Annotated in this window: 17 protein-coding genes; 10 read left to right on the plus strand and 7 right to left on the minus strand. The window is 68.2% G+C overall.

Annotated features, from left to right (window positions below):
• The 6 genes from asnB to KF708C_RS06210 are packed head-to-tail and all read left to right on the plus strand — an operon-like array spanning position 1 to position 7,499.
• Positions 1–1,992, plus strand: a complete 1,992-nt coding sequence (gene asnB, locus KF708C_RS06185; RefSeq protein WP_059411149.1) for an asparagine synthase (glutamine-hydrolyzing) — start codon at positions 1–3, stop codon at positions 1,990–1,992.
• On the plus strand, positions 1,989–3,107 hold the full coding sequence (locus KF708C_RS06190; protein WP_059411150.1) for a glycosyltransferase family 4 protein: 1,119 nt from the start codon (positions 1,989–1,991) through the stop codon (positions 3,105–3,107). The genes asnB and KF708C_RS06190 overlap by 4 nt, the downstream gene beginning before the upstream one ends.
• Positions 3,104–3,697, plus strand: coding sequence for a sugar transferase (locus tag KF708C_RS06195; protein ID WP_059411152.1), 594 nt, complete (start codon positions 3,104–3,106; stop codon positions 3,695–3,697). Before KF708C_RS06190 ends, KF708C_RS06195 begins: the two co-directional genes overlap by 4 nt.
• Positions 3,694–4,323, plus strand: a complete 630-nt coding sequence (locus tag KF708C_RS06200; protein ID WP_059411154.1) for an acetyltransferase — start codon at positions 3,694–3,696, stop codon at positions 4,321–4,323. The genes KF708C_RS06195 and KF708C_RS06200 overlap by 4 nt, the downstream gene beginning before the upstream one ends.
• Before the next feature lie 57 nt (positions 4,324–4,380).
• Positions 4,381–5,556, plus strand: coding sequence for a DegT/DnrJ/EryC1/StrS family aminotransferase (locus KF708C_RS06205; protein ID WP_059411156.1), 1,176 nt, complete (start codon positions 4,381–4,383; stop codon positions 5,554–5,556).
• Positions 5,553–7,499: a polysaccharide biosynthesis protein gene (locus tag KF708C_RS06210; protein WP_231586392.1), complete on the plus strand. Its 1,947-nt coding sequence runs from the start codon at positions 5,553–5,555 to the stop codon at positions 7,497–7,499. Before KF708C_RS06205 ends, KF708C_RS06210 begins: the two co-directional genes overlap by 4 nt.
• A gap of 160 nt (positions 7,500–7,659) precedes the next feature.
• On the opposite strand, the gene KF708C_RS06215 is transcribed toward KF708C_RS06210, so the two are convergent.
• From KF708C_RS06215 to KF708C_RS06240, 6 genes are all read right to left on the minus strand, one after another.
• Positions 7,660–8,511, minus strand: a complete 852-nt coding sequence (locus tag KF708C_RS06215; protein ID WP_082079451.1) for a hypothetical protein — start codon at positions 8,509–8,511, stop codon at positions 7,660–7,662.
• Between the two features lie 129 nt (positions 8,512–8,640).
• Positions 8,641–9,753: a glycosyltransferase family 4 protein gene (locus KF708C_RS06220; RefSeq protein ID WP_059411210.1), complete on the minus strand. Its 1,113-nt coding sequence runs from the start codon at positions 9,751–9,753 to the stop codon at positions 8,641–8,643.
• On the minus strand, positions 9,750–11,006 hold the full coding sequence (locus KF708C_RS06225) for a lipopolysaccharide biosynthesis protein (protein WP_059411160.1): 1,257 nt from the start codon (positions 11,004–11,006) through the stop codon (positions 9,750–9,752). Before KF708C_RS06225 ends, KF708C_RS06220 begins: the two co-directional genes overlap by 4 nt.
• On the minus strand, positions 11,006–12,136 hold the full coding sequence (locus tag KF708C_RS06230) for a glycosyltransferase (protein ID WP_059411162.1): 1,131 nt from the start codon (positions 12,134–12,136) through the stop codon (positions 11,006–11,008). Before KF708C_RS06230 ends, KF708C_RS06225 begins: the two co-directional genes overlap by 1 nt.
• Before the next feature lie 35 nt (positions 12,137–12,171).
• Entirely contained in the window at positions 12,172–13,488 is a 1,317-nt protein-coding gene (locus KF708C_RS06235; RefSeq protein ID WP_059411164.1) for a sugar transferase, read from the minus strand.
• Positions 13,485–14,648, minus strand: coding sequence for a glycosyltransferase family 4 protein (locus tag KF708C_RS06240; protein ID WP_082079452.1), 1,164 nt, complete (start codon positions 14,646–14,648; stop codon positions 13,485–13,487). Before KF708C_RS06240 ends, KF708C_RS06235 begins: the two co-directional genes overlap by 4 nt.
• 200 nt (positions 14,649–14,848) lie before the next feature.
• Between KF708C_RS06240 and KF708C_RS06245 the strand changes: the two genes are divergently transcribed.
• The 4 genes from KF708C_RS06245 (at position 14,849) to KF708C_RS06260 (ending at position 19,673) form a co-directional block, all read left to right on the plus strand.
• On the plus strand, positions 14,849–16,234 hold the full coding sequence (locus KF708C_RS06245; protein WP_059411166.1) for a phosphomannomutase/phosphoglucomutase: 1,386 nt from the start codon (positions 14,849–14,851) through the stop codon (positions 16,232–16,234).
• 4 nt (positions 16,235–16,238) lie between these two features.
• Positions 16,239–17,351, plus strand: a complete 1,113-nt coding sequence (waaC, locus tag KF708C_RS06250) for a lipopolysaccharide heptosyltransferase I (protein WP_059411172.1) — start codon at positions 16,239–16,241, stop codon at positions 17,349–17,351.
• A complete protein-coding gene (gene waaA, locus KF708C_RS06255; protein ID WP_059411176.1) occupies positions 17,351–18,676 on the plus strand; it encodes a lipid IV(A) 3-deoxy-D-manno-octulosonic acid transferase in 1,326 nt (441 codons plus the stop codon). Before waaC ends, waaA begins: the two co-directional genes overlap by 1 nt.
• A gap of 184 nt (positions 18,677–18,860) precedes the next feature.
• Positions 18,861–19,673, plus strand: a complete 813-nt coding sequence (locus KF708C_RS06260) for an META and DUF4377 domain-containing protein (RefSeq protein WP_059411180.1) — start codon at positions 18,861–18,863, stop codon at positions 19,671–19,673.
• 36 nt (positions 19,674–19,709) lie between these two features.
• Here KF708C_RS06260 and KF708C_RS06265 read toward each other — a convergent pair whose 3' ends face one another.
• A complete protein-coding gene (locus KF708C_RS06265) occupies positions 19,710–21,212 on the minus strand; it encodes a TolC family outer membrane protein (protein WP_059411182.1) in 1,503 nt (500 codons plus the stop codon).
• Positions 21,213–21,219: the final 7 nt, after the last annotated feature.

Genomic DNA, 21,219 nt, shown 5'->3' on the forward strand with positions numbered 1-21,219 from the left:
ATGTGTGGATTTGCGGGATTTCTAGGCGACAGGCTTCGCGGCTCGACGGAGCGCGCCATGCTGCTCGAGGCCATGTCTGACCGGATCCGCCATCGCGGCCCGGACGACGGCGGCGTGTGGTGTGATGCGCAGGCACAGGTCGGTTTCGGGCATCGCAGGCTTTCCATCGTCGATCTGTCGCCGGCGGGGCACCAGCCGATGCTGGCTGCGAGCGGTCGCTACATGATCGCTTTCAATGGCGAGATCTATAACCACCTCGACCTTCGCGCCGAATTGGAGAAGGCGGGCGCGGCACCCCAATGGCGCGGCCACTCCGACACCGAGACCCTTCTCGCCGGCTTCGATGCCTGGGGAATCGAACCGACCCTGATCCGTGCGGTGGGCATGTTTGCCTTTGCACTATGGGATCGGGAAAAGCGTGTCCTTACGCTGGGCCGGGATCGGCTGGGCGAGAAACCGCTCTACTACGGGTGGCAGGGATCGGGGGCGGCCAGGGCATTCTTGTTCGGATCCGAACTGAAGGCCTTGCATGCGCATCCGGCGTTCGAGAAGCGCATCGACCGCGATGCGTTGTGCCTGTACATGCGGCACAACAACGTACCCGGTGGCCATTCGATCTACCAGGGAGTCCACAAGCTTCTGCCAGGCCATTTGCTGGAGGTCTCCCTGCAGTCGCCCGAGCCTGTGATCCGGCAGTACTGGTCGGGGGCCGAGGTCGCTTTGCGAGGCGTGCAACAGTCGTTTGGCGGCAGTCCGGAGGAAGCCGTCGATGCGCTGGAGGCGCTCCTGCGCGGGGCCGTCCGGCAGCAGATGATGGCGGATGTCCCGCTTGGCGCGTTCCTGTCGGGAGGGATCGACTCTTCCACGGTCGTGGCGCTGATGCAGGCGCAATCTTCGCGGCCGGTCCAGACATTCTCCATCGGGTTCCACGAGGACATCTACAACGAAGCGAAGCATGCCGAGGCGGTCGCCCGGCATCTGGGCACCCAGCATACCGAGCTATACGTCACGCCCGAGCAGGCAATGGCGGTGATCCCGAACTTGCCTTCGCTCTACGACGAGCCGTTCTCCGATTCGTCGCAGATTCCGACCTATCTGGTCAGCGAACTGGCGCGACGTCATGTCACCGTCTCGCTTTCCGGCGATGCCGGGGACGAGCTGTTCTGCGGCTACAATCGTTACCAGATCACAGCCAGTTTGTGGAGCCGGCTTTCTTCGGTGCCGGCCGGGGTGCGATCAGCGGCGGCCTGGTTCCTGACGCGCCTGTCGCCGCAGCAACTCAATAGCCTGTCCGCCTCTCTTCCTGGCGCGTCGCGCTGGGCGAATATCGGCGAGAAAATTCACAAGGGTGCCGGTGTGATGTCGGCAGGATCCGCCGCCGAGCTCTATCTTGGCGTGATATCGCAATGGAAGGACCCCGCTTCCATCGTGGCGGGAGGTGCCGAACCTGCGACACTGCTCAACCGGCCGGCGCATGATCTTGCCGGCTTGGGTGACGTGGAGCGTATGATGGCGCTCGATATGCTGACATACCTGCCGGACGACATCCTGACCAAGGTGGATCGCGCGGCCATGGGCAAGAGCCTGGAGACACGCGTACCGTTCCTCGATCACCGCGTCGTGGAGTTTGCCTGGCAGCTCCCGCTTGCGTACAAGTTGAGAAAAGAAGCCGCAGGTTATACGACGAAGTGGGCGTTGCGCGAAGTGCTGTACCGGTACGTGCCGCGCTCGCTGATCGAGCGGCCGAAAATGGGCTTTGGCGTACCCATCGATACATGGTTGCGCGGTCCGCTGCGCGGTTGGGCGGAGGATCTGCTCAGCGAGCAGCGTCTGCGGCGGGAGGGATTCCTTAACCCGGAGCCTATTCGCCAGAAATGGAACGAGCATCTTGGTGGCCAGCGCAACTGGCAGCACCAGTTGTGGTGCGTGCTGATGTTCCAGGCTTGGCTGGCGAAGGAGTCTGAACCTGTATTGCTGGAGAGTGCGGCTTGAAGTTTCTGATGATTGCCGGTTTCGCGGAGTCATTGCTGGGGTTCCGCGCGCCCTTGATCGCTGCGCTCCAGGCCAAAGGCCTGGAGGTGCACGTGGCGGCGCCGGATCTCCCACCCTCGCACCCTGTGCGCGCGCGGCTCGAAGCGAAGGGACTGGTCGTGCACGACGTTCACATGAACCGCACGGGCACCAGTCCGCTGGGCGACCTGCAGACGGTGGTGTCGCTCTATCGCCTGATGTGCCGCATCCGGCCGCATTGCGTCATGGGCTACACCATAAAACCCGTCATCTACGGCACGCTGGCGGCATGGATGGCGGGCGTTCCTCGCCGTTTCGCATTGATCACCGGCCTCGGCTATGCATTCCAGCAGGATCGTGGACGGGGAAGGCTGCGGGCACTTGTGCAGCGTCTGTATGCGCTTGCCCTCCGTCGGGCGGACAAGGTGTTCTTCCAGAATCCCGATGATCAGGCGCTGTTCCGCCAACGCGCGATTCTCAGTTCGACGGTACCGTCTTGCGTGGTGAACGGTTCGGGTGTCGACGTGGCGGACTTTCCGTTGACGCCCGTCCCGTCAGGGCATGTGCGTTTCCTGCTGATCGCCAGGCTGCTTGGCGACAAAGGGGTTCGGGAGTTCGCCGGGGCGGCGCGCCGGATTCGCGCGCACCACCCGGCTGCCACGTTCGCGATGGCCGGCTGGATCGACTCGAACCCTGACTCCATCACGCAGGACGAGCTGGATGCCTGGGTGGAAGAGGGCACGGTCGAGTACCTGGGCAAGCTGGCAGATGTGCGGCCGGCGATTGCACAAAGCACAGTTTACGTACTCCCGTCGTATCGGGAAGGTACCCCGCGCACCGTGCTGGAGGCGATGGCCATGGGCCGTCCCGTCATCACCACGGATGCCCCGGGTTGCCGGGAAACGGTCGTGAATGGCGACAACGGTTTTCTTGTGCCGGTCAAGTCGGTCGACGAATTGGAGACGGCAATGCTGGGCTTCGTCCTGGACCCGGATCTGGCACAGAGGATGGGGCAGCGTTCGAGAGCCATCGCGGAAGAAAAATACGACGTTCACAAAGTGAACGCGGTCATGCTTTGCGAAATGGGTATCCGATGAAGCGATTCTTTGATTTCCTGATTGCCGGCATCGCTATGCTCGTCTTGGCCATTCCGCTGCTGGCGCTGGTATGGCTGGTGCGGCGCCGGCTCGGCTCCCCGGTGTTTTTCCGCCAGGTCAGGCCCGGGCTGCACGGACGACCGTTCGTCATGGTCAAGTTCCGCACCATGACGGATGCGCGCGACTCGGATGGGCAATTATTGCCGGACGCGGAACGGCTCACCGCATTCGGGCGGTTCCTGCGCGCGACGAGCCTCGATGAACTTCCCGAGCTCTGGAACGTACTCAAGGGTGACATGAGCCTGGTCGGACCGCGCCCCCTGCTGATGGAATACCTGCCGCTCTACACGGCCGAGCAGGCCCGCCGCCATGACGTGCGGCCCGGCGTCACCGGCTGGGCTCAGGTGAACGGCCGCAATGCCCTGGGCTGGGACGAACGGTTCGCGCTGGACACCTGGTATGTCGATAACCGGTCTCTTTGGCTCGACATCAAGATCATTGGGATGACTCTGCGCAAGGTGCTGGTGCGGGAGGGCATCACCGCTGCGGGCGAGGCCACGATGTCCAAATTCACCGGCAAGAAGCAATGAAGCGGCTCGCGTTGTTTGGCGCGAGCGGCCACGGCAAGGTGGTTGCCGACGCCGCGCTCGCCGCGGGGTGGCATAGCGTGGTTTTCTTCGACGACGGCTGGCCACAGGTTCGCCAGAACCGCCACTGGCCCGTGGTCGGCGATTTTTCGGCACTGACGGGCGGTGCGCACGACTTCGATGCTGCGCTGGTCTCGATCGGAAACTGCGCGGTCCGCTGGCAGAAGCAGCAGGGCCTGCTGGCGGCCGGCATTGCGCTGGCCACGGTGGTACATCCGCGTGCCTGCATCAGCCAGTTTGCCCAGCTTGGGGCCGGTACGGTAGCGATGGCGGGAGCGGTCGTGAATGTCGATGCCGTGATCGGCGAGGGCTGCATCATCAATACCGCAGCCACGATCGACCACGATTGCATGCTGGCGCACGGCGTGCATGTCAGCCCCGGCGCGCACCTGAGCGGTAACGTCACAGTGGGCGCCTGCTCCTGGATTGGGGTGGGCGCATCGGTACGCCAGGGCATCTCGATCGGTGCGGGCGCGATGGTCGGCGCAGGTGCGGTCGTGGTACGGCAGGTGCCGGATAACGTGACGGTGGTGGGTTGTCCCGCGGCGGTTCGCGGCGCAGGCTCGTAGAGCGGTGAACGAATTCGGTGGTCCCCCGAATAACTTTCTGATGATCTTGAAATTCCTATGCTGAATACTCCCTTCTCCCCATGGCCGAGTTTTACCAGTGAAGAGGCTGCGGCGGTGCAGCATGTATTGCTCTCCAACAAAGTGAACTACTGGACCGGTACCGAAGGCCGCGAGTTCGAGAAGGAGTTCGCCGAATGGGCCGGCACGCGCTATGCGGTGGCGTTGGGCAATGGCACCCTGGCCCTCGATGTCGCGTTGAAGGGCATCGGAATCGCACCTGGCGATGAAGTGGTCGTGACGCCGCGCACGTTTATCGCCAGCGTGTCCTGCGTGGTCAACGCCGGCGCCACGCCTGTATTTGCCGACGTGGAATCGGATAGCGGGAACATTTCGGCGGCGACCATTGCCCGCGTCCTCACGCCGCGCACGAAGGCCGTGATCTGCGTGCATCTGGCAGGATGGCCGTGCGACATGGATCCCATCATGGCGCTGGCGGAACAGCACGGCCTGAAGGTGATCGAGGACTGCGCGCAGGCGCATGGGGCCCGCTACAAAGGCCGCAGCGTCGGCTCGATAGGCCATATGGGCGCCTGGTCTTTTTGCCAGGACAAGATCATGACCACCGGCGGCGAAGGCGGCATGGTCACCACGAACGACGAAGCCGCATGGCGAGCCATGTGGGCGTTCAAGGACCACGGCAAGAGCTACGAGGCCGTGTACGAGCGCCAGCATCCGCCCGGCTTCCGATGGCTGCACGAAAGTTTCGGCACGAACTGGCGAATGCTCGAGATGCAGGCTGCGATCGGCCGGATCCAGCTGCGCGGCATGGCGGACTGGTCGGCGCGGCGCACCGCCAACGCCGAAGCCATTTGGGCGACCTGCAGGCAATTCGCCGCAGTCAGGGTGCCGGACGTGCCGGAGCATAGCGTGCACGCGCAGTACAAATGCTATGTCTACGTGGATCCCGCCCATCTGGCGGCCGGCTGGACCCGAGACCGTATCGTGGACGAGGTGAACGCGGCCGGCGTGCCGTGCTACCAGGGTTCGTGTTCCGAGGTCTATCTGGAAAAGGCCTTTGATGGCACGGGATGGCGGCCCGCCGAAAGGCTGCCGGTCGCGCGCGCCCTGGGCGAGACCAGTCTGCTGTTTCTGGTGCACCCCACGCTGTCAGAGGCGGAGATCGCCAAGACCTGCCGCGCACTGGCCGACGTACTGGGACGGGCAAGCCGGTGAACAAGCTGACAGTTCCCCTGCTGGCGTTGCCACGCTCGACGAAGCGGCTGGTGGTGGTGGCCCTGGATCTGGTGCTATCGCTGGTCTCGGTCTGGGTGGCTTTCTACCTTCGCATCGACCAGGCCGGCTTGCCGATGCAGCAGCAGAAATATGTCTACTTGCTGGCCCCTCTGCTGGCTTTTCCGCTGTTCGTGCGCCTGGGGTTGTACCGTGCCATTTTCCGCTACACAGGCCTGGCGGCGCTGGCAAGCACCGCCAAGGCCGTCGGGTTGTATGGCATCTTGTTCTTTGGCGCACTGGTGCTGCTCAAGCTGGAAGGCGTGCCGCGCAGCGTGGGGCTCATCCAGCCGATGCTGTTCCTGCTGCTTGTCGGTGCAAGCCGGGCGCTGGCGCGCTTCTGGCTGGCAGGCTCGTACAGCACGTTTCGCCAGGAGGGCAGGCTGCTGATCTATGGCGCGGGCGAAGCGGGTGTGCAGACGGCGTCCGCGTTGGCCGTGACGCGCCAGTTCGTGCTGCTGGGCTTTATCGATGATGATCCGGCCAAGGTCGGCCGTACGATCAACGGACTCGACATCCTGAGCCCGGACGACGTCCCCGACGCAGCCGAGCGAATGGGCGTGACCGATATCCTGCTAGCCATGCCTTCGCTGGGACGGGTGCGCCGCAACGACATCATTGCGAAGCTCAGCGGCCTCCCGGTTCACGTGCGCACACTGCCCAGCATGGTGGATCTGGCCTCGGGGCGCGTGACCATCCGGGATTTCCAGGAACTTGATTTGGAGGACCTGCTCGGTCGCGCGCCGGTGCCGCCCGACGAGGCCCTCCTGGCGCGGAACCTGTCCGGCAAGACCGTGCTGGTGACCGGTGCGGGCGGCAGCATAGGAAGCGAGCTGTGCCGCCAGATCCTGATGGAGAAACCGCTGCGGCTGGTCTTGCTCGAGCACAACGAATTTGGCCTCTACACGGTCCACAACGAGCTGGAAGGACTGCGGGCGGAACACGACCTGCATGTCGAGGTGATTCCCGTCCTGGCCAGCGTGTCGAACCTGGCCCGTTTGCGGGAGATCTGTCAGCTCTATCAGCCGGCAACGGTCTATCACGCGGCTGCCTACAAGCACGTCCCGCTGGTGGAGTGCAATCCATCGGAGGGCGTGCTGAACAATGTGTTCGGCACGCTCAATATGGCGCGCGCCGCAATGGAAAGCGAGGTCGAGTACTTCGTGCTTGTATCCACCGACAAGGCGGTGCGTCCGACCAATGTCATGGGGGCATCCAAGCGGATGGCGGAACTTGTGCTGCAGGCGCTCTCCGCGAGTCCCGCACTGGATTTTGGCCTGCTCGACGGCACGCCGGGCAATCCCGTGCGCAACAGGACCGTGTTTGCGATGGTGCGCTTCGGCAATGTGCTCGGGAGCAGTGGCAGCGTGGTACCACTCTTCCGCCGGCAACTATCCGAAGGCGGGCCGCTCACGGTGACGCACGAAGAAGTCACGCGCTATTTCATGACCATTCCCGAGGCTGCGCAACTGGTGCTGCAGGCTGGCGCCATGGCGCACGGAGGGGAAGTCTTCGTGCTGGACATGGGGCAGTCGGTCAAGATCGTGGATCTGGCCAGGCGCATGATCCAGCTCTCCGGGCTTACCGTGCGCGATGAACAGAATCCCGGCGGCGATGTCGAGATCAGAATCAGCGGATTGCGTCCCGGGGAGAAGCTCTATGAAGAACTGCTCATCGGCGACAACCCCGAGACGACTGCGCACGAGAGGATCATGAAGGCCCGCGAGGAGTTCGTGCCGTGGTCCGAATTTGCGCCGGTTCTGATGCGGATGCGGCGGGTGGCCGAGCACAACGATGAAGCCTCGATCAAGGACATCCTGGGCCAGCAGGTCCAAGGGTACGGGGCACAAGTCGTGGATACCGCGACGAATGCGGCCGTAGCCTGAAGCGTACGGCCCCGGACCCCAGATCAGTCCAGAAGCCGCAGACAAGCGGTAGGCCTGGGGCAGGGACGGGTAGCGGCAACGCTTGCCGCCCCCCATGATCTGCTGGCGCTTGGCCGGCAAGGCCGGCTTAAGCAGCGCCGCGTCCCCCGAGCTGCGCGCCTCAGTTCCGGATCGACTTCCTCAACAATGCAAATACCGCACCGCCGAGCAGGCCGAGCAGGGCGCCAGACACGATCAGCATCGTTGGGCTCGGGGTGCTCGGGTGCTCGGGTACGAAGACATCTCCGATGGCCCGCGTCGGGTAGCTGCGCGTCGGCTCCAGGACTTCCTGGGTCTCGAGGACCTGCTGCTTCAATTGGACGATCTGGGCATTGATCAGCGTCGCCATATTCGTCACGAGAATATCCCGTGCCGCATTGCCCCCGGCGCCGGGCTGCGAGGCGCCGGACTTCAGGGTTTCATAGCTCCTGGCATATTCGCGCTCTGCCGCTGCCAGCCTGGTGGTGGCATTTTCGAGGTCGCTCTTCATTCGGTTGAAGGTCGGCTCGAACAATTTGATGTGCTCGGCCTTCAGTACCTGGAACGACGCGTTCAATGCCGCCGCCGCCTGATCGCGCGAATATCCGGATACCTGGAGACTCAGCAAGTCCGGGCTTTTCCCGGTAGAGGCGCGCAATGTGTCGAAAACCAGGTTCGCTTCCCGATTGCCGGAGTCGGGGACTGGCAGCCCGAGCACGCTAAGCACCTTGAGCCGTGACGCAGCCAGATTGTAGCGATCTGCCGCGGTCAATTGATTCTCAATCAATCGGCTGGCAACGCCAATCTGCGCCGGGCTGGACAGTTGTCCGATCTGAATGGTCATTTTGGCTACCCAGCGCGGCTGCAAAAAATGGGAAGCCAGGAATCCGACCAGCGCGCCGAATACGCCGATTGCAACGATAAGTTTTAAGGACGCGGCGAGAGTACGAAAGGAAGTCAAAATCTGGTTGGCAGCTGTGGGTAGTTTCGGCATGCAGAGAGCGTTTATAGGTATTCCGAATATGCTGGATTGTAGCGCGAGTCTCAGGGAATTCTGATCTTGGCGGCCGGCAAGTATTGGCCAGATCACCCAGGGGTGCTCGCAGATCGGTACTCGACTCCCCTAGCTGTCGGCAGCGTGGCCTTTCGCGGGCATCTCATGGTCCAGCAGGCCTTGCCAGCGCAGAGCGATTTTCCCGATATCCAGGGTCCGCGCTGTCTCCCTGGCTCCAGATGCAAGGGATGAGGACAGTGCATTGTCGTCGATCAGCTGAGCAATGGAGGTGGCGAGCGCCGCGGGGTCTCCGGCATGAACGAGAAGACCATTCCGGCCATCCTGCACGAGTTCCTTCGGGCCGGTTTCACAGTCGGTCGAGACGATCGGCAGGCCGAACGCCATGGCCTCGGCCAGCACCAGCCCAAAGCCTTCATAACGGGAACTCAGGCAGAAGATGGCGGCGCTCCGATAGGCGTCTTCGATCTGCGCGCTCGCGCCCGGCATGTCGACTGAACTCATTATGCCGAGTGTTTGTGCCTGTTTCGTCAGCGCGTGGCGTTCTTCGCCCTCACCCACAATGACAAGTCGCCAGTCGGGCCGCCCCGACACCACCGCGGACCATGCCTGCAGCAAGACATCGAAGCCCTTCGCATGGGTAAGCCGCCCAACCGCGAGCACGACGCGTCCGAGCCGTTTCGCCGGCTCGGCCGGGAATGGAAAGGGCAGCGGATTGCCAATGCTCTCGACACGGGCACGCGGCGCCAGCGCGGTCTGCCACCGTCGCTTGTCGCGCGCGGTCAACACCACGACTGCCTCACAGGTCCGCGCCGCCAGCCGCCGCGCAAGCCGCCGCGCCGGCTTGCCGAGGTCCTCGTCGAAATGGCAGTGCTCCCAGGCAATCCGGCGCACGTTCAGCCCCAGCGTCGCCGGCAGCGTGAACAAGGTCAGCATGGTGTCGACGTCGATCAGCACGTCGATACCGTGTTGCCTGACAAAGCGCCGGATGCCGGACACCGTGGCCAAGTAAGCCCGCTTGAACGACGGCCGCTGCGCGAACAGCGCGTGGTGCCTGACCGCCGGATGCAGGGCAAAGCAACTGCGCTCGTCCCACAGGCTCAGGATCAGCACCGGATAGCCGCGCTCGGCGAGGGCGTTGGCGATGACCGCGGTCATCCGCTCGGCACCTGCAAAGGCGTTGAGCGTGCCGGTCAGAAAGCAGATCGTCGGCAGCGTCTTCATGAGGATGAGGCGGCGAGCGCGGGGGCTTTCCTGCTGCGCCGCCACAGCCACAGCCCGAATGCCACGGCCACGGCATTGCCGGCCGTATAGCCTCCGACCGCGCCCCAGGCGCCGTAGGCGGGCACCGTCACGAGGTCGAAGGCCAGCGTGACGCCGAATACCACGCCCCACTTGATGGCGATCCATTCGGGGCGCCGCAGGTAGACCGGCAGCAGCGTCAGGCCGACGTCGGCGAAGATCAGCGTCGACGAGACTGCGGCGGCGCGCAGCAGCGATGCGGAGGACGAGAACGCGTGGCCGTACAGCAACTGGACGATCCACGGCGCGCCGATGGCGATCAGGATAGCGCCGCAGAGGCCGATCGCGGTCATGCCGATGGCGATGCGGGCGATGTTGGCGCGCGCGGTGGCGAACTCGGCCTTGCCGTACACGTAGATCGGCGCGACGCCGGCGGCCAGGATGGTGGCCACGACGGTGTAGTTGTCGAGTATCTGCATGCAGGCCGCATACGCGCCGAAGTCGGCCAGCGTCACCGCGGGCTGCAGTACCAGCTGGTCGATCCGGCGCGCGCCCATCATCAGCATGAAGCTGACCCAGAACAGCGCGCCGTTGCGCATGAGTTCGCGGGTGAGCCCGAAGTCGTACCGCAGGGGGCCGCGCTCCGCATGTGTCAGGTAATAGAGGGCCAGCAGGCCGGCGAGGATGACCGCTTCGGCGGCGAAGGCGCCGGCGAAGCCCGGCACGCTGTGCGTGCCCGCGGCGAACAGGGCTGCCACGAGGCCGGCCTTGACGGCCAGCGATGCCAGGCTGAACAGGGTGTTGGGCCGGTTGTTGGTGTGGGCCTGCATCCAGGCCACCACGATGCCGAACGGTTCGCGCAGCAGGATGGCGATGCCGAGCAGCAGCGCCGCGGCCCAGGTTTCGGCGGCGGGCCGCTGCAGCAGCAGGTAGCCGCACATCAGCAGGTAGCCGAGCACGGCGCCGCCGATCCGCAGCGAGAACGCGTGGGCAAGCAGCCGGTGCTGCGCCTGCGGCGACGGCGTGGCGACCAGCCTGGGCACGACGACTTCGCCGCCGCAGATCAGCGCGACCGAGGCGGCGATCAGCACCACGGCCTGCGCGTACTGGAAGTGGGCGAAGCCTTCGGGCCCGAGCGCGCGCGCGAGCATGGCGACGATGCCGATGCCGGCGGTGACCTGGATGCCGCGCTCGGCGAGCATCCAGAACAGGTTGCCTGCAACGCGGCGGCGCATCAGGCGGGCTCCGCGCAACGCGCGCCGCGCGCGGCGGCGAGGCTGGCGTAGCAGTCCAGCCACTGGCGGGCGATCGCCTCGATGCCGAAGCGCGCGGCGATGCGCTGGCGGCGTGCGGCCTGGGCTTCGGGCGAGCCGGCGCCGGCCTCGAGCGCGCGGCGCATGGCGGCGGACAGGGCGGCGGCGTCGCCCCGTGGGACGATCTGTCCCGCATCGCCGAGCATGTCGGCGACGCCGGGCGCATCGGTGGAGACGACCGGGCAGCCGCATGCGAGCGCTTCGGCAATGACCAGCGGCATGCCTTCGATGCGCGAGGACAGGACGAACAGATCGGCCGCGCTCAGCAGTTCGGGAATGTCGCGCCGCATGCCCAGCAGCGTGGCGCGGCCGGTCAGCCCGAGTCGGTCGACGGCGCTGGCCAGCGCGGCACGCTCGGGGCCGTCGCCAGCGATCGCCAGGTGCGGCGTGCGGTCGGACTCCGCCGCCATGTCGAGGCGGCTGAATGCTTCGAGCAGGAGGTCTTGCGCCTTCTCCGGGACCAGCCTGCCGACATTGAGGACCAGCCTCGCGCCGGGCGCGAGGCCGAGGGCGGCGCGCGTGGCCTGCCGCAGTTCGGGCCGCGGCCGGAAGCGGGCGATGTCGATGCCGTTCGGCACCACGACGATGCGCTCGGGCCGCACCGCGCCGGCATCGATCATGCCCTGGCGCCCGTCGGCGCTGACGTGGGTGGTGAGCGTGGCCCAGCGGTCGGTCAGCCGGTAGGCGAGCATGCGCAGCCGGCCGCCTTCGCGAAAGCTGTGCGCGGTGCAGACCACCGGCGGCGTGCGCGCGATGCGCGTGAGCGCGCGCGCGAACACGTTGGCGTGGACCATGTGCGCATGGATGACGTCGGGCCGCCAGTCCTGCACGAAGCCGCGCAGGCGCCACAGCGCGCGCGCCATCGACCACGGCGTCTTGCGCATGTCCAGGCAGAACTGGGTCGCCGCCTCGGGCACGTCGACCTCGCGGCCGGGCGTGAGGCTGACGACCGCCACCGCATGGCCGAGCGCGATGAACTGCCGTGCCAGCGCGGCCACCTGCTGTTCGGCGCCGCCGAGTTTCAGGCCGGTGCCGAGCAGCAGGATGCGCATCGGCGGGCGGGGCTGGCCGGGATCGCGTGGCTGCTTCACCGCGCGCCATACCCCGTCAACAACGTCCGCAGCGTCTTCACCGCGATCAGCAGGTCCAGCGCGAACGAGCAGTGCTTGACGTAATACAGGTCGTAGCTGAGCTTGGTCACGGTCTCTTCGTGCGTGCCGACGTAGCCCTGTTGCACCTGCGCCCAGCCGGACAGGCCGGGCCGCACGAGATGGCGGTAGGGGTAATAGGCGATGGTGCGGGCGAACTCCTCGACCATCGGCACCTGCTCGGGGCGCGGGCCGATCAGGCTCATGTCGCCGGCCAGCACGTTCCACAGTTGCGGAATCTCGTCCAGGCGGTACTTGCGGATGACGCGGCCCACGCGGGTGACGCGCGGATCGCGGCGCGCGGCGAACTGCGCCGGGGCGCCGGCGTCGTATCCCATGCTGCGGAACTTGAGCATGGTGAACGGCTTGCCGAACAGGCCGACGCGGGCCTGGCGGAACAGCACCGGGCCCGGCGACTCCAGCCGGATGGCGAGGCCCACGATGAGGCTCACGGGCAGCGCGACAGGCGCCAGGCACAGCACGGCGGCGAGGTCGATCGCGCGCTTGGCGAAGCTGTAGAAATAGTGGGCGGCGTAGTCGTCGAGGAAGTTCTCGTCGATGTGGGCCAGGCCGACGCGGCCGGTGAGCATTTCGCCGATGCGCTCCACCGAGTACATGCGCACGTGGCTGAGCTTGAACTGGGCCAGCACGCGGGTGCGCTCGGGGTCGGCGGTGGCGTTGCGGTCCAGCATGAGGCCGTCGCAATGCACGGCTTCGTCGAGCGAGCTGATGGCCTGGAAGCGCGTGGGGCTGGCCGGCGCGGCGCCGGGCATGGCGAGGATGCGTTCGAGCTGCGCCAGCGTGGCGGCGTCGGTGTAGCCGAACACCGGCACGTAGTTGCGCACGAAGCGGCGGTAGCCGAACCAGATCCAGCCCAGCGTGGTGAGGTAGCTGAGCAGCAGCGCGCCGCGCGAGTATTCGAGGTGGAACGCGGCGAAGCCGAACAGCAGCGCGGCGAAGGGCAGCGTGGCGGCGAGGCCGACCAGGCTGTTGCCTTCCATCGCCGGCAGGTGCAGCGAGCGGTGCAGCAGCACGAAGGCGGACAGGTAGGGCAGCACCGACCACAGCAGCGTGCGGCTGAACACATGCGTGACCAGCCCGGCGTGGCGGGCGAACTCGGCCAGCGCGGCGTTGAGGCCGAACAGCAGCAGGCCGAACAGCGCCCACACCAGCATGCGGCTGGCGCGGCGAATGGTTTCCGATCCCCGCGAACGGGGTAATTGGGCGGCGCGGCTCACGCTGTGGCTCTTGTTCATGTTCCGCTCGCTTTGCTGCGGGCCGCCGCGCGCGCGGCGGGGCGCCTGCCGGCCAGTGCCTGCTGGTAGACCGCCCAGGTGGCTTCGGCCATCGGCGCGAGGCCGAATTCGCGCGCCCAGCGCGCGCGCGCGGCCTGCCCGAGCGAGGCGCGCAGGCCGGCATCGCCGGCCAGCCGTTGCAGCGCGGCGGCCCAGGCTGCCTCGTCGTTGCCGGGCACCAGCAGGCCGCAGGCGCCGTCTTCGAGCTGCTCGCGGATGCCGGGCAGGTCGCTGGCGGCGACCGGCAGGCCCGCGCGCATGGCTTCCAGCACCGACAGCGGGAAGCCTTCGTGGTCGGAGGCCAGCATGAAGGCCTGGGCCGACGCCAGCAGCGCCGGCACGTCGGCCACCGCGCCGGCGAAGCGGACCCGGCCGGGCGCCACGGCTTCGGCCAGGGTACGCAGGGCATCCAGTTGCGGGCCTTCGCCGGCGATCACCAGTTCGCAATCGGGCAGCGCGGCGCGCGCGAACGCGCGGATCGCTAGGTCGGCGCGCTTGGGCGCGGCCAGGCGCGCCACCATGACGATGCGGCGCAGCGGCGCGTGCGGCGCGGCGCGCGCCGGCGTGTCGGCGATGCCGTTGCGGATCACGCTGATGCGCGACGCGGCGATCGGCAGCGACGCGGCCAGCTCGCGCTCGGCCTGCGCCACGCAGATCAGGCGCGTGGTGAGCGGGGCCAGCAGCCATTCCGCCGCGCGCGCGGCCAGGCGCTGGCGCGCGGGCGCGGCGGCCTTGAAGGCGAAGCCGTGCACGGTATAGACCACCGGCACGCCGAGCAGCCAGCCGGCCACCCGGCCGAGCGCGCCGGCCTTGGCGCTGTGCGTGTGGATCAGGTCGGGCGCGGCGGCGCGCAGCGCGCCCAGCAGTTGCCGGAACGCGGCCAGCGCGCGCAGCGGCGACAGCGCGTTGTCCAGCAGCGGCAGGCGCACGGTGCGCGCGCCCGCGGCGCGGGCGTGGTCGAGCAGCGGGCCGTTGCCGCCGGCCAGCAGTGTCGGCTCGATCCTGCCGCGCAGGGCTGTCAGCAGGTCGGCGACGTGCGTCTGCGCTCCCCCGATCTCGGAGTTCGTGATCAGGTAGGCAACGCGCGGACGGGAAGCGGGCAGGGAAGGTGGCACGGGCAAGGCACTAGGGGCGGCGCGCCGGCAGTGGGCCGGCGCGTCCGCGGCGCCGATTTTTTCCGGCACAGCCGCACGATTATAACTGGCGCGTCATCCGCATTCCGGCAAAATACGGACTTTGGCGCGTTTGCCGCCGGCCCGCGGGCCGGTGCCGCCGCCGCGCACCGCCGGCCATTCAATCGACCACTCTCAGGATGTGACCCATGCAAGCTGATCCTTCCATTTTCAAGGCCTACGACATTCGCGGCATCGTTGGCAAGACCCTGACACGCGACGTGGCGCGCGCGATCGGCTTGTCCTTCGGCTCGGCCGCCGCCGAGCAGGGCGAGCGCGCGGTGGTGGTTGGCCGCGACGGGCGCCTGTCCGGGCCGGATCTGCTGGGCGGTCTGGTCGAGGGGTTGCGCGCCGCGGGCGTGGACGTGATCGACCTGGGCATGGTCGCCACGCCGATGGTCTACTTCGGCACCAACATCGAGCTGGCCGGCCGCCGCGCCGCCTCCGGCATCATGGTCACCGGCAGCCACAACCCGCCCGACTACAACGGCTTCAAGATGGTGCTCGGCGGCAAGGCCATCTACGGCGAACAGATCCAGGCGCTGCGCCAGCGCATCGAAGCCGGCCGGTTCGCCAGCGGGGCCGGCAGCTACGAGCAGGTCGACGTCCGCCAGCAGTACCTCGACCGCATCACCGGCGACGTCAAGCTGGCGCGCCCGATGAAGATCGCGCTGGATGCCGGCAACGGCGTGGCCGGCGCCTTCGTCGGCGACCTGTTCCGCGCGCTCGGCTGCGAGGTCACGGAGCTGTTCTGCGAGGTGGACGGCAATTTCCCCAACCACCATCCCGATCCGGCCCACGTGGAGAACCTGCAGGACCTGATGCGCTGCCTGCGCGAGACCGACTGCGAGCTGGGCCTGGCCTTCGACGGCGACGGCGACCGCCTTGGCGTCGTGACCAAGGACGGGCAGGTGATCTTCCCCGACCGCCAGTTGATGCTGTTCGCCGAGGAGATCCTGGCGCGCAACCCGGGCCAGCAGATCATCTACGACGTCAAGTGCACCGGCAAGCTGGCGCCTTGGATCCGCCAGCATGGCGGCGAACCGCTGATGTGGAAGACCGGCCACTCGCTGGTCAAGGCCAAGCTCAAGGAAACCGGCGCGCCGCTGGCCGGCGAGATGAGCGGCCACGTGTTCTTCAAGGACCGCTGGTACGGCTTCGACGACGGCCTGTACACCGGCGCGCGCCTGCTCGAGATCCTCTCGAAGCACGCCGACCCGAGCGCGGTGCTCAATGCGCTGCCCAACTCCAACTGCACGCCCGAGCTGCAGCTCAAGTGCGCCGAGGGCGAGGCCTTCACGCTGCTCGACCAGATCCGCGCCAACGCGAAGTTCGACGGCGCGCGCGAGGTCATCACCATCGACGGCGTGCGCGTGGAATACGCCGACGGCTTCGGCCTGGCACGCCCGTCCAACACCACGCCGGTGGTGGTGATGCGTTTCGAAGCCGACAGCGATGCCGCGCTGGCCCGCATCCAGGCCGAGTTCAAGCGCGTGATCCTGGCTGAAAAGCCGGACGCGCAACTGCCGTTCTGAGCGGATGTCGCTGACCGCGCCCGCGAAGGGCGGAACGAGCAATGCGGGCGCAACGGGCGCGACAGACGCCGCAGATGCGGTCGGCGAAGCCGCCGCGCCCTACGCGCTGCCCGCAAGGCCGCGCATCCTGGTGGTCAAGGTCTCGTCGCTGGGCGACGTGGTGCACAACATGCCGCTGGTGCATGACCTGCGCGCGCGCTGGCCGGAGTGCGAGATCGACTGGGTGGTCGAAGAAGGCTATGCCGACCTGGTGCGCCTGCTGCCCGAGGTGCGCCGGGTGATTCCGTTCGCGCTGCGGCGCTGGCGCAAGCGCGTCTACCAGGGCGCGGCCTGGCGCGAGATCGGCGCCTTCCGCCGCGCGCTGCGCGAGCAGGCCTACGATGCCGTGATCGAGACCCAGGGCCTGCTCAAGACCGCCGTGGTGGCGCGCGTGGCGCGCCGCCACCCGGGCGCGCCGGTGATCGGGCTGGGCAACGCCACGCAGGGCTCGGGCTACGAGCCGGCCGCGCGGCTGTTCTATACCGACCCGGTGACCGTGCCGCTGCAGACCCATTCGGTGCGGCGCTCGCGCCTGCTCGGCGCGGCGCTGACCGGCATCGCGCCGCCGGGGCTGCCGCGCTTCTTCGGCCCCGGCGCGCGCAGCCTGCATGTCGACGATCCGCTGTGGGCCGCTTTGCCCGCGCGCTACGCGGTGTGCTTCCATGCCACCGCCGGCGCGAAGAAACGCTGGCCGCTGGCAAGCTGGCACGATCTCGGCCGCCGCCTGGCGGACGAGGGGCTGACCGTGCTGCTGCCGTGGGGCAGCGAGGCCGAGCGGCGCGCGGCGCAGGAGATCGCCGCCGGCGTGCCGGGCGCGCAGGTGCTGCCGCGCTTTTCCGTGATGCAGGGGTTCGGGCTCATCAACCGGGCCGAAGTGGTGATCGGCGTCGACACGGGGCTGGTCCATATCGCCGCCGCGCTGTGCCGGCCTACCGTGGAAATCTATACCGCCACGTGGCGCTGGAAGACAGAAGGCTACTGGTCGGACAGCATCGCCAATGTGGGCGACGACGGCGTGGTGCCGACCGTCGACGAGGTGCATGCCGCGGCCCGGCGCGTGCGCGGGGTGGTGGCCTGATGCTGCGTGCCCTCTACAATCTGCTGTGGCTGGTGGCGCTGCCGGTGGCGTTGCTGCGCCTGGTGTGGCGCGCGCGCAAGGAGCCCGGTTACGTGCAGCACGTGGGCGAGCGCCTGGGCGCCTATGGCAAGCTGTCCGCGGCTGGTCCCTGGCTGTGGGTCCACGCCGTGTCCGTCGGCGAGACGCGCGCGGCCCAGCCGCTGATCGAAGCGCTGCTGTCGCAGTATCCGGCTCACCGCCTGCTGCTCACGCACATGACGCCCACGGGCCGCCAGACCGGCGCCCAGCTGTTCGGTGCGCAGCCGCGCGTGACCCAGTGCTACCTGCCCTATGACCTGCCCTGGCTGGTGCGGCGCTTCCTGCGCTACTTCCGGCCGGCGGCGGGCATGCTGATGGAAACCGAGGTCTGGCCCAGCCTGGTGCGCGGCGCGCGCCTGGAGGGCGTGCCGCTGCTGCTGGTCAATGCCCGACTGTCGCCGCGCAGCTACCGGCGCACGGCGCGCTTCGGGCGGGCCGCCACGGCGATGTACCGCGATTTCACCGAAGTGCTGGCGCAGACGCAGGGCGATGCCGAGCGCTTCCGCGCGCTTGGCCTGCCTTCCGTTGCCGTCACCGGCAATCTCAAGTTCGACATGCAGCCGCCCGAAGCCGGCCTGCGGCGCGGCCGCCTGCTGCGCGCGGGGTTTGGCGGGCGCGCCGTGTTCGCCGCCACCAGCACGCGCGACGGCGAGGAGGCGCTGGTGCTGGAAGCGTTCGCACGCTGGCAGGCGCTGGCCGCGGCGGCGCCCGCAGCCGTGCCGCGCCCGGCCTTGCTGCTGGTGCCGCGCCATCCGCAGCGCTTCGACGAGGTCGCGGCGCTGGTGGCGCGCCACGGGTTCTCGCTCCAGCGCCGCAGCGCGCTCGGCGACGCCGCCGGCTGGGAACAGTCGGGTTTGCCGGAGCCGGTCACGGCGGACGTGCTGCTGGGCGACTCGATGGGCGAGATGGCGCAGTATTTCGCCGCCTCCGATATCGCCTTCATCGGTGGCAGCCTGCTGCCGCTGGGTGGCCAGAACCTGATCGAGGCCTGCGCGGCCGGCACGCCGGTGCTGATCGGCCCGCACACCTTCAACTTCGCGCAGGCGACCGAAGACGCCATCGCCGCCGGGGCCTGCCGGCGCGTGGCCGATGCCGACGACCTGATGCGCACGGCCGCGGCGGTGCTGGGCGATGCGCCCGGGCTGGCCGCCATGCGCGATGCCGCGCGCGCGTTCTCGGTGCTCCATCGCGGCGCCACGCAGCGGACCCTGGCCGCGCTGGCGCAGGTGATCCGCGCGGTGCGCTAGCGCAGGGCGCGGCATGTAGGCCGATGCCTGATGGGCCGCCGCCGCGCGCTTCGCTACACTGTTCCGCGTGAGGGCCGCTCCCGCGGCCCGCCGCAGGGCGGCGCGGGCAGGCCAGGCCGCACGCCCCCGGAACAGGAGCTACCAGATGCAGAATCCGCGGAATACCCGCCATCGTCACGTCCGCATGCCGGCCATGCGGGCAGCGCGCGCCGCCTCGGCCTTGCTGCTCGCCGCCGCCCTGGGCGCCTGCGCCACCGGCGCCGCGTCCGATTCGCCCGGCGCCAGCGCCAGCCTCAACCAGGCGCAGAGCGGCGGCCCCGGCCGCTGGGAACTGATGCGCTGGCAGCAGCCGGACGGCACGCTCAGGCCGGTTCCGCATGGCGACAACGGCCAGCCCATCATCTTCGAGTTCAACCGCGGCATCGATGCCGCGCAAGGCACGGTGAGCGGCTACAGCGGCTGCAACCGCTTCACCGGCGGCTACGGCAAGACCGGGTCCGGCATGCGCTTCGACCGCCTGGCCGGCACGCGCATGGCCTGCATGCCGCCGCGGGGCGAGCTTGAAGCCGCGCTGCTCAAGGCCATGCAGTCGCCGTTCACCACCGTGGGCACGCAGCCGTCGGCGGGATCGACGGGGCGCCAGATCGTCTGGAAGACCGCCGACGGCGACCTGCTGCAGTTCGTCGAGCGCGAAGGGGTAGGCCGGCGCGGCGCCAGGGTCGACGCGCAGCAGGCGGGCGGCGTGGAAAAGACCGTCTACGTGGACTCGCAGCGCGTGGCGTGCAGCGGCATGGGCCGGCAGACCTGCTATCGCGTGAGGGAGAATCCGGACGGGCCCTGGTCGCTCTGGTACGGGCCGATCGAGGGGCTCGATTTCGAGCCGGGCGTGGCATACACGCTGCGCGTGCGGGAGACGCGGGTGGAGAACCCGCCCGCGGACGCTTCATCGATCCGCTGGCAACTGCTGGGCGTGGAGGCGCGCACGCGGGCGAATTGAGCTTGGGAGATGGACGCCCCTCGCGGCGTCAGATGTTCAGCTACGCGGCGCCTGCGCGCCCGCAATGGCTTCCCGCCGCGGCGCAGGCCGCCGGCCGGCCGGTGCGCTCGCTGGCGCCGCCGTGCCCAGCTTTGCCCTCTCCGGCAACCTGTACATGGACCCCGGCACCGAAGTCAGCAGCGTATTGATCTGCACCACGTCGTCCTCGGCCAGCGCGCCGGTGGCCGCCTTCAGGCGCAGGCCGTTCATGATGGTGTCGTAGCGCGCCTTGGCCAGGTCGCGGCGGGTGGAGTACAACTGCGCTTCGGCGTTCAGCACGTCGATGTTGATGCGCACGCCCACCTCGTAGCCGAGCTGGTTGGATTCCACCGCGCTTTGCGCCGAGTGCTCGGCGGCTTCGAGCGCCTTGACCTGGGCCAGGCCGTTGGACACGCCGGAGTAGCTCTGGCGCGCGCTCTGGGCGGCGGTGCGGCGCGCGAACTCGAGGTCGCTGGCGGCCTTGTCGGCCAGCGCGATGGTTTCGCGCACGCGCGACTGGATCTGGCCGCCGCTGTAGATCGGCACGTTGAGCTGCACGCCGATCTGGCCGCTGTTGTAGCGGCTGGCGACGTTGACGGTCTGCGTGGTGGTGCCGGTGGCGTTGTTGAAGCCGTAGGAGGCGACCAGGTCGACCGTGGGCAGGTGGCCGGCGCGCGCCTTGTTGTATTCGCGCTGGGCCGTGTCGAGGTTGTAGCGGGCCAGGCCGACCTGCGGGTTGGTGTTCTCGGCCTGGCTGGCCCAGGTGTTCACGTCGGCCGGCATCGGGCCCGGCAGTTCGGCGGCGGGGCGCAGGCCGAGCAGTTCGTCGACGGGCTTGCCGGTGATCTGCTGCAGGTTGGCGCGCTTGATCTCGAGGTCGCTCTGCGCCGCGATCTCGGTGGAGATGGCGAGGTCGTAGCGGGCCTGGGCGTCGTTGGCGTCGGTGATGGTGGCGGTGCCGACCTCGAAATTGCGCTTGGCCTGCGCCAGCTGCTCGGCGATGGCCTTTTTCTGCGCGCCGGCCAGGTAGAGGTTGTCCTGCGAGGCCAGCACGTCGAAGTAGGCCTGCGAGGTGCGCGTGATGAGGTCGAGCTGCGCCTGGCTGAAGCTGACCTCGCCGGCCAGCGCGGCGAGCTCGCCCTGCTTGTAGGTCTCCCAGCGGTCCCAGCGGAACAGCGGCTGGGTCAGTTGCAGCGCCCAGTTGTTGCCGTTGAGGAAGCGGTCGCCGACGACCGGCGCGGACTGGTCGACCTTGGTGCGCGAGGCGCCCACCGCGCCGGCGATCTGCGGCAGCAGGCCGGCGCGCCCTTGCGGCAGCTTTTCCTGGCTGGCGGCGAGCTGCGCGCGCGCGCTGGCGAACTGCGCGTCGTTGGCCTGGGCATCGCGGTAGACCTGGAGCAGGTCGTCGGCGCCATGCGCGGCCGGCAGGTACAGCAGCGCGAGCAGCGGGGCCGCCAGTGCCAGGCGCGTCGCGGGCAGGCCACGCGCGGGGAACAGCGCAAACCTCAGCGCAAACCTCATGACATCT

This window comes from Cupriavidus basilensis (assembly GCF_000876015.1).
GTDB lineage: Bacteria > Pseudomonadota > Gammaproteobacteria > Burkholderiales > Burkholderiaceae > Cupriavidus > Cupriavidus basilensis_B.